General features: G+C 37.4%; 14 protein-coding genes. 11 read left to right on the forward strand and 3 right to left on the reverse strand.

The genetic code is table 11. From position 1 onward, the window contains the following. Positions 1-51: 51 nt before the first annotated feature. Positions 52-1113, reverse strand: coding sequence for an NAD(P)/FAD-dependent oxidoreductase (locus tag FCI53_RS16005; RefSeq protein WP_138420086.1), 1062 nt, complete (start codon positions 1111-1113; stop codon positions 52-54). Between the two features lie 377 nt (positions 1114-1490). On the opposite strand from FCI53_RS16005, the gene desA reads away from it, so the two are divergent. From desA to FCI53_RS16020, 3 genes are all read left to right on the forward strand, one after another. After that, positions 1491-2546, forward strand: coding sequence for a Delta(5) desaturase DesA (desA, locus tag FCI53_RS16010; protein WP_138420047.1), 1056 nt, complete (start codon positions 1491-1493; stop codon positions 2544-2546). A gap of 115 nt (positions 2547-2661) precedes the next feature. Then, positions 2662-3783 (forward strand): sensor histidine kinase, encoded by a 1122-nt coding sequence (locus FCI53_RS16015; protein ID WP_138420048.1) that lies wholly within the window; start codon positions 2662-2664, stop codon positions 3781-3783. Positions 3784-3796: 13 nt separating this feature from the next. Beyond that, positions 3797-4396, forward strand: coding sequence for a response regulator transcription factor (locus tag FCI53_RS16020; protein WP_138420049.1), 600 nt, complete (start codon positions 3797-3799; stop codon positions 4394-4396). A gap of 95 nt (positions 4397-4491) precedes the next feature. Here FCI53_RS16020 and FCI53_RS16025 read toward each other — a convergent pair whose 3' ends face one another. Further along, the gene (locus FCI53_RS16025; RefSeq protein ID WP_138420050.1) at positions 4492-5316 is read right to left on the reverse strand and encodes an MBL fold metallo-hydrolase; all 825 of its coding nucleotides are present in this window, start codon (positions 5314-5316) and stop codon (positions 4492-4494) included. 185 nt (positions 5317-5501) lie between these two features. Between FCI53_RS16025 and yfkAB the strand changes: the two genes are divergently transcribed. The 3 genes from yfkAB (at position 5502) to FCI53_RS16040 (ending at position 8074) form a co-directional block, all read left to right on the forward strand. Beyond that, positions 5502-6626 (forward strand): radical SAM/CxCxxxxC motif protein YfkAB, encoded by a 1125-nt coding sequence (yfkAB, locus tag FCI53_RS16030; RefSeq protein ID WP_138420051.1) that lies wholly within the window; start codon positions 5502-5504, stop codon positions 6624-6626. Positions 6627-7374: 748 nt separating this feature from the next. Continuing rightward, entirely contained in the window at positions 7375-7830 is a 456-nt protein-coding gene (locus FCI53_RS16035; RefSeq protein ID WP_246050132.1) for a hemerythrin domain-containing protein, read from the forward strand. A 40-nt stretch (positions 7831-7870) separates the two neighbouring features. Next, the gene (locus tag FCI53_RS16040) at positions 7871-8074 is read left to right on the forward strand and encodes a hypothetical protein (protein ID WP_138420052.1); all 204 of its coding nucleotides are present in this window, start codon (positions 7871-7873) and stop codon (positions 8072-8074) included. 10 nt (positions 8075-8084) lie between these two features. Here FCI53_RS16040 and FCI53_RS16045 read toward each other — a convergent pair whose 3' ends face one another. Next, positions 8085-8456 (reverse strand): YbaN family protein, encoded by a 372-nt coding sequence (locus FCI53_RS16045; protein ID WP_138420053.1) that lies wholly within the window; start codon positions 8454-8456, stop codon positions 8085-8087. A 283-nt stretch (positions 8457-8739) separates the two neighbouring features. On the opposite strand from FCI53_RS16045, the gene FCI53_RS16050 reads away from it, so the two are divergent. The 5 genes from FCI53_RS16050 to FCI53_RS16070 are packed head-to-tail and all read left to right on the forward strand — an operon-like array spanning position 8740 to position 13569. Then, positions 8740-9015: a hypothetical protein gene (locus tag FCI53_RS16050; RefSeq protein ID WP_138420054.1), complete on the forward strand. Its 276-nt coding sequence runs from the start codon at positions 8740-8742 to the stop codon at positions 9013-9015. Further along, positions 9016-10371, forward strand: coding sequence for a tripartite tricarboxylate transporter permease (locus FCI53_RS16055; protein ID WP_138420055.1), 1356 nt, complete (start codon positions 9016-9018; stop codon positions 10369-10371). Between the two features lie 51 nt (positions 10372-10422). Continuing rightward, positions 10423-11373 (forward strand): mevalonate kinase, encoded by a 951-nt coding sequence (gene mvk / locus FCI53_RS16060; protein WP_138420056.1) that lies wholly within the window; start codon positions 10423-10425, stop codon positions 11371-11373. 47 nt (positions 11374-11420) lie between these two features. After that, positions 11421-12410, forward strand: coding sequence for a diphosphomevalonate decarboxylase (gene mvaD, locus FCI53_RS16065; RefSeq protein WP_138420057.1), 990 nt, complete (start codon positions 11421-11423; stop codon positions 12408-12410). Positions 12411-12465: 55 nt separating this feature from the next. Next, complete coding sequence (locus FCI53_RS16070) at positions 12466-13569, forward strand: phosphomevalonate kinase (protein ID WP_171038211.1); 1104 nt, start codon at positions 12466-12468, stop codon at positions 13567-13569. Positions 13570-13592 lie beyond the last annotated feature (23 nt).

A 13592-nucleotide genomic window follows, 5' to 3' on the forward strand; every position in this document is an offset into this window, starting at 1 on the left:
ATGATAATAAAATCTATCCCTCCTACTATAAGAGGGATAGATTTTAACAAGTTAGTGACGTTTACTGAGCCATAATACGCCTGATTTGGCCAGCCGTGGTAATAAACCAGTGACTGGTTGTTTATACATATTTCCAAAACCATCGGACTTACCTAAGGAACCTAGTTGACCTTTTAACTTAATGGCATGTGGTTTTTGTGGTTCTCTATCATATAGAATAGCTGATAAGACATCTCCGATTTGTTCGCCCTGTTTTCCCGCTAACTGTGCACTAGGGGAGTAGGTCGAAGATGCACAGTCTCCAACAACATACACATTTTGGTGGGAAGGAACTTGGCAATAGTCATTTAGAATAACTTTTCCTTGTTGATCTTTTTCGAATGGTAAGTCATCAATTAGTCGGTTTGGACGTACACCTGCCGTCCATATTGTCACATCATTCACATAGCAAATCCCATTATTACATACCCCATCTTTTTCCACGTATTCAACATTCGCACGGTGGATCACTTCTACATCGTTATTAGCAAACCATTCTTCTACGTATTGTTGTATTTTCTTATCAAATGCTCTTAATACAGAAGAACCTCGATCTAATAAGCGAATGTTTAAATCAGGTCTACTTTCTCTAATTTCTGATGCAACTTCAATCCCGCTTAAACCAGCACCAACAATTGTCACCTTACCATATGCTTTAAGCTCACTAACTGCCAATCCTGCATAACGAGCCTTCGAAATAGTTTGCACACTATGTGTGTATTCCATTGCCCCATCAATTCCATGATAGTTATCTTCACAACCGAGACCAATTACAAGGTAGTCATATAGAATGGACTCGTTTCTGTCATGAAAATAGATTTCTTGTTTCTCTGTGTCAATTTTGTTTACTTCTCCAAAGATTGACATTACTTGGTCATGTACAGGAAAATCAACCCGTACCTCTCTGTCAGAAGATGTTCCTGCTGCAATCGTGTAAAATTCAGTTTTTAAGGAATGATAAGGATTTCTATCAATTAATGTAACTTGTATATCTGTTGAAATCCCTGTTTCAAGTAACTTTTGTAGTATTCTCATACCACCATAACCGCCGCCAAGAATGACTAATCTTTTGATCATATACACCCATCCTTTAAAAAGAGAATGAACTAATAAAATTAAGAAAGATGGCAAAAAAATCGCAAAACCAGTAAGCGTTTTCCATCATTCTAAGCCTATCAAACTTGTCGAATAAAGGCTAGGAATTTGCTAGGCTTGAACTCCTTTTGTATACCTATGTAACTAGTAACCAGAAGATACTGTTAACTCCATATTAGTTTACTAAGATTGCATGAAGAAATAAAGAAAATAAAGCCAATTGCAAAAGATCATTCACATATGACATTTGTCACATATAATCACTGACAGTTATGACTTACAAAGTCTGCTTATCTTTACTACTATAAAGGAATATAAAATCCCTAAATAAGCAAATTATGCTTAAGGAGGAACATATGAGTAAACAAAAACAAACACAATTGAGAAAAAGCATGAATCCTTTTGCCAAATCCGATAGGAAAGCAAGTGTGTATCAACTTATGAACACGATACCACCATTTTTCTTATTGTGGTTTTTGGCTTATCAAAGTTTATCCATCTCACCAGTTATCACTGTAGGACTTTCCGTTATTGCTGCTGGATTTGTTGTTCGCATCTTTATTATTTTTCATGATTGTACCCATCAGTCCTTTTTTAAAAATAAAAAGGCTAATCGAGTACTGGGTACGATAACAGGGATCTTGACGCATTTTGCATTTGAAAAATGGAAGAGAAGCCATTCGATTCACCATGCGACAAGTGGTAATTTAGATAAACGAGGTACAGGAGATATGTGGGTGATGACGATTGATGAATATGTCCATGCGTCTTTTTGGACAAGGCTATGCTATAGATTGTATCGTAATCCATTCGTTATGTTTGGGTTAGGCCCCATTTATCTCTTTTTCATCGATAACCGATTTAACCGCAAAGGTGCAAAACAAAAGGAACGATTGAATACGTATTTCATCAATCTATGCCTTGTTATGGTTTATACAACTTTAATTTGGGCAATAGGTTGGCAAGCAGTTTTAGTTATTCAAGGTCCAATTCTGTTTGTTTCAGGCGCACTTGGTATTTGGTTGTTTTATGTACAACATCAGTTTGAAGATAGCTATTTTGAAAATGACCAGGAGTGGGATTATGTGAAAGCGGCAGTAGATGGTAGCTCCTACTATAAACTTCCAAAATTACTCCAATGGATTACAGGCAATATTGGATTTCACCATGTGCATCACTTAAGTCCTAGAGTGCCGAATTATCACCTAGAAAAAGCCCATAATTCCACACCACCATTACAAAAGGCTACTACCATTACCTTAGCATCAAGTTTAGAATCGATTCACTTTCGTTTATATGATGAGAAGAACAAAACATTTGTTAATTTTAAAGAAGCGCAAACGCTTATTAGTAATATGAAGGAAGTAAATGCAGAGATTAAGACAAGAAGCCCAAAGCTCCAAGAGAAGTAGGGCACAGTGTACAGGTTATCCAAAATGAAATAGGGTAGCCTGTTTTTCTTTATTAGGTTGTATATAGTATAGTGAGGAGAAAGGGTTGATTAAAGATTAAATGAAGGAGAACATCATGCGAAATTGGTTTCATATTTTTCCGAATCAAACGGGGATCAGTATTTATATTTGGATTATATTTTGCATTCTACCGTTTTATTTTATTTTTCGCTCGTCATCTAGTTTAGAAGTGGTATACGGTATCGTGATGACGATATTATTTTTTGCATCTTATCGCTTATCTTTCTTATCGAAGGGTTGGCCTGTTTATGTTTGGGTTACGGTTGATATTTGTATTAATATCGTCATGACGTTGTTATATGGTTATGTTTACTTTTCACTCTTTCTGGCATTTTTTATTGGTAATATCCAACATAAGGCAGGATTTATTACGTTATATGTTGTGCACCTCGTGACAACTGTTGGCGCAATTACGATTGGTTTTTTTATAAAAACAACCATGTTTTTAAACCAAATTCCTTTTATCATTATTTGCATCTTGGGTGTCATTTTATTGCCATTTAGTATGTACAATCGCATTAAACGTGAGAAATTAGAAGGGCAGTTAAAAGATGCAAATGAAAAAATTTCACAATTATTGGTTATTGAAGAACGACAACGCATTGCAAGGGATTTACATGATACACTAGGTCAAAAGTTATCATTGATTGGTTTGAAGAGTGACTTAGCCAATAAATTAATTGATACGAAACCGAATGCCGTTAAAAATGAACTCAACGACATTCGCCAAACAGCTCGCACAGCGCTGAAAGAAGTGCGAGAAATGGTTGCAGATATGAAAGGCATTCGGTTAGAAGACGAATTGGTTCATATTCAGCAAATATTAGATGTCGCACAAATTGAAAGTGATTTTATAGGAGCTCCGAAAGATATTAAAACGCCATTATTTGTGGAACATATAGTAAGTATGTGTCTAAAAGAAGCGGTTACGAACATTGTAAAACACAGTAATGCAACACACTGTCGAATTGTGCTTAAACAATGTCCAGATGAATTAGTGATACAAGTCGAGGATAATGGCATTGGTATAGGACAGGATAAGGAGTTTTCAGGTGGACATGGTATAACTGGAATGAGAGAACGGTTAGAGTTTGTTAATGGCAGCTTAGATATTGGTGCTTCAAATGGTACAACACTTACTATTCGAGTACCTAATGTAATTCAACAAGCGACATAATGGGGGGATATGTTTGATACGTATTGTTATAGCGGAAGATCAGCGTATGCTACTTGGGGCATTAGGATCTTTGCTCGACTTAGAGGAGGATATGAAAGTTGTTGGGAAAGCTCGGAATGGTGAGGAAGCTGTTGAGCTTGTTCATAAACACGATCCAGATATTTGTATCATGGATATTGAAATGCCATTAATGAGTGGACTTGATGCTGCAGAGCAACTAAAGGAGCACCCATGTAACGTTATTATCTTGACAACATTTGCGAGGTCAGGCTATTTTGAACGCGCACGAAATGCACAAGTAAGCGGCTATTTACTAAAAGATAGTCCAAGTGAGGATTTGGCTAACTCGATTCGTGTTATTATCGATGGGAGGAAGGTGTATTCGCCTGAATTGGTTGATATTGCCTATAAAATGACAAACCCACTCACTGATAGAGAACAGCAAGTTATCAAGTTAATGTCAGAAGGAAAAACAACACAAGAAATAGCTGATCAGCTATTGATCACCAACGGTACTGTACGTAATTATATTTCCACTATTTTAGACAAATTGGAAGTCGGTAACCGTATCGAAGCTATTTCAAAATTTAAAGAAAATGGATGGTTTAATTAAAAAGGAACTTTATTGGAATCCAAATTTCACATATGTTTGGGGAAAGGAATGGGTGGTTATTGTGTACACGCCATTCCTGTGAAAGTAATAAATGATCAATTTCTTTTGTGCTTTGGAATAGCATCCTCCTTAAAGTTTTTCGCAAGGTGATTCAGTTGTTCCCTTAAATTGTCACCTTCCATTGGTAATCCATGACCAGCCAACGCAATTTCAGGCTCTAGAGCAGCAAGTTTCTTAACAGACTCTTCTGCACGAACCCAATCAGGTGTGAAATATGCTGGTGGACCATGTACTTTTTGAATCGGAAGGAAAACGGCAATAGTCGATTCCACTTTTTCGGTTGCTATAGCATCTCCTGCAATTAAGGTGCGATCACTTTCTCGGAATAAGGAAATATGTCCGGGAGTATGTCCAGGTGTATGAAGATATTTCCAATCCTTCAAATATGGTATCTCATTATTATCGGGTAATGGATGTACCAAGTCTTTTAAATTGTCAGATTCCTTAGGGAAAAATGTTGAAAGTAATGAATTCATCCCGCCACCAACAGTAGGATCAGTTGGAGGATACTCCTTCTTTTTGGTAACGTAAGGGATTTCTTCATCATGAGTGTAAATGGGAATATCCCAATGGTTTGCTAAATCTTTAGCAGACCCAACATGATCGAAGTGGCCATGGGTTAAAATGATTGCCTTGGGTGGCTTTGAGCCAAAACGTTTTTCTGCAGCTGCTATAATTCGTTTACTATAGTGTGCTACCCCGGTATCAATTAGTACCCAATTATCCGCTTCGCCAATCATGCAGACATTGGAAAAAAGTGTTCGATAGAAAGCAACATCTTCAAGCACCTCTTGTGTTTCTGCATGATCCATGTCCAAGCCATCTTGTTTATACTTTTCTAATTCTAACTCATTGTCCATTTTGATGAGCACCTCCTATGACGCTCTTAGTACCGGTGAGGGTCCAAATAATTATTAGTAGTATGAATTAGTTTAATGATTAGGTGAAAACTTATTCATTATCGATATCTACTGAGTACTAAGCATAGTATTCTCATGGGGTTCCTTGTTATACTATTAGAAGTTTGAATAATGGGGGAATGGAAATGCCTAATAAACATAGTTCACCGACTCTTACATCGCCAATCGATCCATGGGAAGCGTATATGGATGTTGAAGAGCACGGTGGGTTAACCTTATCAAATATTGAGTTCACTACGACAACACTTTGTAATATGCGTTGTGCACATTGTGCAGTCGGTTATACACTTCAAAATATTGATCCAGAAGCGCTTGAGATGGATTTGATCTTGCGCAGGCTAGATGAGATTCCAACACTACGTACGCTTAGTATTACTGGTGGAGAACCAATGATGTCAAAAAAATCAATTAGAAATGTAGTTTTACCATTACTTAAATATGCACATAGCCGAGGTGTGAAAACACAAATAAACTCTAACTTAACCCTTCCATTTGATCGCTATAAGGATATTATTCCATATTTAGATGTGTTACATATTTCTCATAACTGGGGAACAGTCGAAGAATTTGTTGAAACTGGATTTGCACGAATGGAACGTAAACCGTCTATTGAAAATCGTGTGAAATATTTTGAACGAATGGTTGAAAACTCTCGACGTCTTGCTGAACAAGGTGTAATGGTATCGGCAGAGACGATGTTAAACAAACGGACATTCCCATATTTGGAGCAAATTCATGATCATGTTGTCGAAATGGGATGTACACGACACGAAATTCATCCAATGTATCCTGTTGATTTTGCTAGTAACTTAGAAACATTGTCATTGGATGATATCAAGGTAGCTATCAAGCGTTTGCTAGACCATCGAAATGAGGGTATATGGATGTTGTTTGGTACACTGCCATTTTATCCGTGTAGTTCATCCAAAGCGGAATTAGATTTATTGAAGCGATTGTATCGTGAGGACAATGTGACAGTAAGAAATGACCCCGATGGTCGTTCTAGATTGAATGTCAATGTATTTACGGGAGAGGTTATTGTTACAGATTTTGGTGATGAACCACCGTTAGGAAACATTCAAACAGATTCATTACCAGAAGCTTATGAGCGTTGGATGGAAACGAAAACAGCTAAGCAATTAAATTGTCATTGTCCAGCTGTTAAGTGCCTAGGGCCAAATGTTTTAGTGAAAAACACGTATTATCAAGAGGTTGATTTTCAACAGAGGAAAGCGAATATTAACCTGTAAGTTCATGCCAGTGTCTTCGAAGAGAAGGTGCTGGTATTTTTGTTGCTTTGAAACAAATTAACCATAGCCAGGTTTAAGCGGGATTTATCGTATAAATGAGCGATAAAAGGTCAGTCACGATTGATTCAACGCGCGCACCCCGATGTACTTTTTTTGACTATCCACAGATTTGTTATCAGCTCTGAAGTCTATTTTAAAGGTTATCCCCTGTTAATTCATTTGTACACATACATTTTCAGTCATTTAGTGGATAACTATAAGTATCCACAAGCTTTTTTGTAACAAGTAGTAATGCTTTATTATTTTATCCACAGAATTTATAAACTTATGGAAAATGACGACGGTCACATCTTGTTCTATTCATATTGGCTATACTTAAAAAAGAAGTTATGTATAGGTTTTTACTAAAAGGGGCTCTTTTCTGTAAGATTGTTATTTTGTCATAATAACTATAGGATCCGACGTAGCTCAAAATCATTACTCATATTCACCGAAATTTTAAGTCAGATGTGTACAATTAACTAGTGCTCGTCTATATTTGAGGCGAAACTCCCTGCTAATTGCACGTTTCTTGAGTTTTCGTGTACATTAAGATCAAATTTTAAGCTAGATGTTCACGTTTCTTAAGTTTTCGTCTTGTTCTAAGTCGAGGTTTCGATCAACTGTGCAAAAAAGTATATAATTTATAAGAAAAGATCTTTCAAAAAAGAAGAACTCAACACTTTGAATAATATAGGAGGAATCTGGTTTGGATAAGAAGAAAGGAATTAAAAGACATGAAACTCTCTATCCTTTATCTCATCATCACCATGATGCACTGTTTTTGGCTCTAAAATTAAGAAGAGCTGGCACGGAGAAAAGTCAGCTATCTGTAGATGAATTAAAGAATGAAGTAAACCAGTTTTGGGAACCTGGTGGTCAGCAACATTTTCGTGAGGAAGAAGAAATTTTATTACCTGCATATGCGGAATATGAATCAATTGATCAACCAGAAATAAAAGAGATGTTGTTGGAGCATGTTATGGTTCGATCACTGGTAAGAAAAATACAACAGGCTGATACCGGCCTAGAACCAATCATGAGGGAATTGGGTGAGTTACTGGAAGCGCATGTACGTAAAGAAGAACGCATTATTTTTCCTATGGTTGAGAAAGCTTTACCAGAACAAGTCTTAGTTGAGTTAGAACCTCATTGGCACCGTTAGTTAAGTGTGTTTCAACTTAAAAAGATAGGAGATGTGCTTTATGAAGTTTGGCATGCGAAAACCGAGCTTGAAAAAAAGAGTATCAGCAAGAACAAGTCTTAAACGACAAGTTGTGCATCGAGCAGGTTTGAAAGCACCAAAAGGCTATGGTTGGTTAAGAAGTCCAAAGAAATATGCTTATAATAAGGTATATCGTAAAACAAGTTTTGACATCTTTAAGTTGTTAAAAAAGCTGTTTAAATAATGAACGGAACTTATTTTAATGTTTTAAACGATAAAATAAACCATGTAAAATAGGATGCAATCGTAAAAAGCAGTAATCTAAGAATAATGGGTTGAATAACAAAAATGATGGTATACCCAATTGTAAGCCACAGTGTCGAGACACCAATAACCTTTGCTTTTAATGGGATTCCTTTACCAGCTCGGAAGTCTTCAATATATTTACCAAACCATTTATTGGTAATCAGCCACTGATATAGGCGCTCGGAACTTCGGAAAAAACAAGCTGCAGCGAGTAGTAGCAGTGGTGTCGTCGGTAATAATGGTAAGAATATACCTAAAATGGCAAGACCTAATGATAAGCTACCAATGATGATTAAAAAGATTTTTTTTATATGCTTCATTTTATCGTCTACCTTTATTGTTACAAGATGTTGCTAATCCAAATTTAGCAACATCTTGTTTTATTTCAAATATGCATCTTTCAATCCTTCGATTATATCATTTCATTTTTTAGTATATCATGAAACGGTTATAATACTACTGTACAAATAGGATTGTACTTCGTAACAACCGTTCATGATGTGACAAAGTTCACGTTTTTTTGCAGGAGGAATTGCTAACGTATTTCAACTAACTTATAATATAACGTATGAATTGAATTGGGTCGAATGGAGGAATAATTTTATGCTGGATGGACAAGGGCATAAATCGGGTCAAATACAAGAAAATTCAGCTGATAATATAGAGATTTGGGAAGATTTTGTCCGTATCAAAGATTTAGTCGTCGCTTTAGTAATATGTAGTATTACGACACTTGGAGCTTATTTTATTGCTCCTAATGAGCCCCCAAAACCTTTGTTTTTTGGATTGGTTGGTGCTTTAGTTGGATTTGCAATTAGTAGTTTCGTTATACATCCAAAAAGGAAATTAATTGTAAATGACGAAAAGGGTGAAAAATAAATGGATCCTATCACCTTAACGCAAATGATCATGGCGGCGGTCTTAGGGGCTTTGATCTATACAATTATTGGGATTGCGCCTGGAACAGATGAGACAGCTGTTCTCGCACCAGTTACATTAGTATTGGTATTAACAGGGGTGGATCCAGTAGTTATTTTAACTTTTTTCATTGCTTCGATTGTTGCCAAGAAATTAACGGATTCTGTTCCAGTTGCAGTAGCAGGTATACCTGGTGGTGTAATGGCTGCTCCAATGGTAGAACATGCCTTAGTCTTGAAAAAACATGGTAGATCAGATTTGGGTATTCGGAAAATGGCCTCAGGATCTGTCATTGGAACGCTTATATCTGTTCCGGTTAGTTTGTTTCTAGCTAATTTACTTACCCAATTCTCTGAGGTGATTAAGGAATATGCCGATCCTTTATTTTTTATTGGTGCTGTTATTTTAGCATTAATGAGTCGTAATAGGTGGATTGCATTAGCATCAATTGTCCCACTTGCTTTGTTAATTCAAGGCTTGCGTCATTTATATTGGGGAGTAGGTGTTGTACCAGAAGAGACGAATGTTTTTATTTCCTTTTTCTTAGGGATTACAATTGGTCCAGTCATTTTAACGTTATTTGAACTGTTGATTAAAGATAAACGAGACACGATGGAAAGACATAGTCATAAGGAAATAGCGATAAACAAAAACGATCGTGTGAAAGAAATGCCTAATCCTTTTAAAATATTGTCAAGACAAGAACTAGGGATGAGTTCTGTTTCTTCTTTAATTGGGTCGGTTATTTTCATTATGAGTCCAGTAGGCATAACGATATTACTCGGAGAATTATTTACTAGACATATAAAAGACCCTGTCAAGCGGGCATCACTAGCTATTTCAAGTATGGACGGGCTGACCAATGCAGCATACATTTCGGGAACATTAATTCCGCTTATTGCGTTAGGTATACCTCTATCACCTGTTGCAATTGGTCCAGCTAATGCATTATTTAATGCACCACCCGTATTTACGTTGGATCATAATATGCACCATATTCTATCAACAACAGATTATATTTGGGCAACAATCATAGGGGCTATTGCTGCATTAGCGATTACTTATTTTGTTATTGTAAAATATTCACAACAAATTTGTGCGTTTGTATTTAAAAAGATTCCACATGAGGCCATGCTAGGTTTATTCTTTGGTTTAGTGTTATTATTGGCATATATGGATGCAGGCTGGATCAATATCGGTGGGGTCCTATTAATCGGTATTGTTGCAGGTGTTCTCCATCGTTGGGGTGTGAATTATGGTGTGCAATTCATGGTATTGTACGCTGCACCATGGATAATAACAAAATTAATTGGTTAAAACAAAGACGATAACTAGTTTTGGTTGCACCTGAGAAAGTGAGGTATGAAGATGATCGAACTCCCACAAGAGATTGCTGTTGGTAGTGCACACAGCAAATTAATATTAATCGGAGAACATTCTGTTGTTTATGGTAAACCGGCAATCGCACTTCCCTTTCCGATGGTTGAAGTAACAGCCACTATTGAAAAGAAGGAAGGTACCGTTTTATTAAACAGCAAATACTATCAAGGACCAATTGAACATATTCCTGAAAAAATGCAGGGGATTGCGGCATGTATCAAAGAAACTTTTCAACGACTTCAACAACCCTGTGAAGATATAACGATTCATTTACATTCTACGATCCCGATTGGGCGAGGGTTAGGATCAAGTGCAGCTATAGCATTAGCAATTGTGAGGAGTTTGTATGCATACTTTGGCCAAGATGTATCAAAAGAAGAATTATTAGCGCTGGTTCACATTGCGGAAACTTATGCACATGGAAATCCCAGTGGAATTGATATGGCTGCAGCATGCAGTGATTATCCTATTTGGTTTGAGAAAGGAAGACAAATTGAATCCCTCTTTATAGGAGCACCTTTCCATCTCATCGTAGCGGATTCGGGACGAGTTGGCGATACACATACAGCTGTGGAAGGTATTCGAGAAAAATATCATAAAGATTATGTATCAACCGAACAAGCAATAACAAAATTAGGTGCGTGCACGGAACAAGCAAAAACTGCACTATTTAATGGGAAGGCGGAAATATTAGGTAAAATATTAAACGAAGCGCATTCCTTATTAACATCACTTGGTGTTAGTGATGATGGGTTAAATGAGATGGTCTCTATTGCCCGAAAGGCGGGAGCTTTAGGTGCAAAATTAACTGGAGGCGGACGTGGTGGTTGTATCATTGCACTTGCTCGTAATAGTAGTGAAGCCAAAACGATTGCCGACAAGTTAAAACAAATGGGTGCTGCGAATACCTGGTATTTTACATTAAGTCAAAATGTATAGATTAGGATACAAGTGTGAGGAAAGCCGATAGATAGGAGAGTTTAAGATTGAAGGCAGTAGCAAAAGCACATACGAACATCGCCCTTATTAAGTATTGGGGCAAGCGGGACGAACAACTATTTTTACCAATGAACAATAATTTATCCATTACGTTGGATAAATTTTATACTACAACTGCTGTACAGTTTCATGAACATTTACAAGAAGATCATTTTATTCTGAATGGAGAATATGTGGATGGGGACGAAACAGCTAAAATAACTCGATTTCTTGATAAAATTCGGAGCCGTGCGGGCAAAAGTTTATTTGCGGAAGTCAAATCTGAAAATCAAGTTCCAACAGCTGCAGGGTTTGCTTCATCAGCGTCAGGCTTTGCAGCATTAGCAGCAGCTGCAACCAAAGCAATCGGCTTAGATGTGGATGATCGAACCTTATCGCAAATAGCTCGGCAAGGTTCAGGATCTGCCTGTAGGTCTATTTATGGTGGATATGTCGAATGGCAAAAAGGTGAACAGTCGGATGGCTCTGATTCTTATGCAAAACCAATTCTTGGAGAAAAGGATTGGGATGTTAGTATTTTGTCCGTCATGCTTGTTTCCAAAAAGAAAAAGGTATTAAGTCGTGAAGGCATGAAACGAACAGTCGAGACGTCACCTTTTTATTCGGGCTGGTTAGAAACAGTGGAAACAGACTTTCTTGATGCCAAAGAGGCTATTTCAAAGCGTGACTTTGAAGCATTAGGGTCTATTTTGGAAGCAAATGCATTAAAGATGCATGCAACGACTTTGGGGGCAAATCCGCCATTTATGTATTGGCAAAGTGCGACGATTGAAGTGATGGAACTCGTACAGGAATTACGATTAGCAGGCATACAAGCATATTTTACGATTGATGCCGGTCCAAATGTGAAAGTTGTTTGTCAACCTAAAGATGAACAAGCAGTTTATGAGGCACTAAAAGAATTGTCCGTTGTACAGGATGTATTAGTATGCCACCCAGGACCTGGAATCTCCTATTTGCCTTCTACTGCATTATGATGAGAGAAGTCATTTTATGTACTGATTGGAAAGTATTAATAATGGGGTGATAGAAGTGCCGAGTTGTAACTACCGGATTCAGGTACCTGGGAAACTATTTATTGCTGGTGAATATGCAGTATTGGAACCGGATCAACAAGCAATTGTCATTGCTGTCGATCGATACATAACAGCAACAGTTAGTTCAAGTGATAAGAATATCATTTCACTTCCAGATATCGGTTTTGATCAAGTGATATGGGAAAGTGAGCGGGAAAAGGTGCGGTTTGACCATGATGACGTCAAACTACGATTTGTTCAGCATGCCATTCAAATCGTGCATCAATATTTATATGAACATGATATACAACAGCGTCCGTTTCGTTTAATGATAACGAGTGAATTGGATGATAAGTCAGGTAAAAAGTTGGGGTTAGGTTCGAGTGCGGCTATTGTCGTAGCGGTTGTTTCAGCAATGTTACAACAATATCGTGAAAAAATTACGATTTCAAATGACATCGTGTTTAAGTTAGCGACAATTGCCCACTTACAAACACAGGGGAATGGTTCTGGTGCAGATGTAGCGGCATCCACATATGGTGGCTGGCTTTGTTATGCTGCCTTTCAACCTAGTTGGATTCATGAACAAATGCAGCAGGAAATGCCAGTAAAAGAGTTAGTTGCAAAAGATTGGCCCCATTTACACATTTCACGAATAAAAGCCCCTAGCCATTTACAATTATGTGTAGGATGGACTGGTGATGCAGCATCAACAGGTCCAATGGTGAAGAGAATTCTAACATTGAAAGAGACAGATGAAAGCTTTTATAACCAATTCTTGCAAGCTAGTTCAAGTGCTGTTAGTCAGTTAGTTAAGAGCTTCGAGATGAATGATCACCAAGGTGCTATCGCAAGTTTAACCGAAAATCGTAAAGCATTGGTGGAACTTGGTGCACACACGGATGTTCCAATTGAAACAGTTGAATTACGTAAGTTGGCAGATATAGCAGAAAACTACGGAAGTGGCAAATCCTCTGGCGCTGGTGGTGGAGACTGTGGAATTGCATTTGTAACAGGAGAACAACAAGTAGGTCTACTGAGACAAGCTTGGGCAGATGTAAACATTACTATGCTTGATCTAAAGGTTTCCCCAAATGGAGCAAACTATGAGGTAGTTTAGATATAGTGAATAAGGAGAATTTA

This window comes from Aquibacillus sediminis, assembly GCF_005870085.1.
GTDB classification, from domain to species: domain Bacteria; phylum Bacillota; class Bacilli; order Bacillales; family Amphibacillaceae; genus Aquibacillus_E; species Aquibacillus_E sediminis.

Excerpts from the sequence above, each read along its gene's own strand:
- desA (WP_138420047.1), top strand. The coding sequence starts at position 1,491 with ATGAGTAAACAAAAACAAACACAATTGAGAAAAAGCATGAATCCTTTT.
- FCI53_RS16015 (WP_138420048.1), top strand. The coding sequence starts at position 2,662 with ATGCGAAATTGGTTTCATATTTTTCCGAATCAAACGGGGATCAGTATT.
- FCI53_RS16025 (WP_138420050.1), bottom strand. The coding sequence starts at position 5,316 with ATGGACAATGAGTTAGAATTAGAAAAGTATAAACAAGATGGCTTGGAC.
- yfkAB (WP_138420051.1), top strand. The coding sequence starts at position 5,502 with ATGCCTAATAAACATAGTTCACCGACTCTTACATCGCCAATCGATCCA.
- FCI53_RS16040 (WP_138420052.1), top strand. The coding sequence starts at position 7,871 with ATGAAGTTTGGCATGCGAAAACCGAGCTTGAAAAAAAGAGTATCAGCA.
- FCI53_RS16045 (WP_138420053.1), bottom strand. The coding sequence starts at position 8,456 with ATGAAGCATATAAAAAAAATCTTTTTAATCATCATTGGTAGCTTATCA.
- FCI53_RS16050 (WP_138420054.1), top strand. The coding sequence starts at position 8,740 with ATGCTGGATGGACAAGGGCATAAATCGGGTCAAATACAAGAAAATTCA.
- FCI53_RS16055 (WP_138420055.1), top strand. The coding sequence starts at position 9,016 with ATGGATCCTATCACCTTAACGCAAATGATCATGGCGGCGGTCTTAGGG.
- mvk (WP_138420056.1), top strand. The coding sequence starts at position 10,423 with ATGATCGAACTCCCACAAGAGATTGCTGTTGGTAGTGCACACAGCAAA.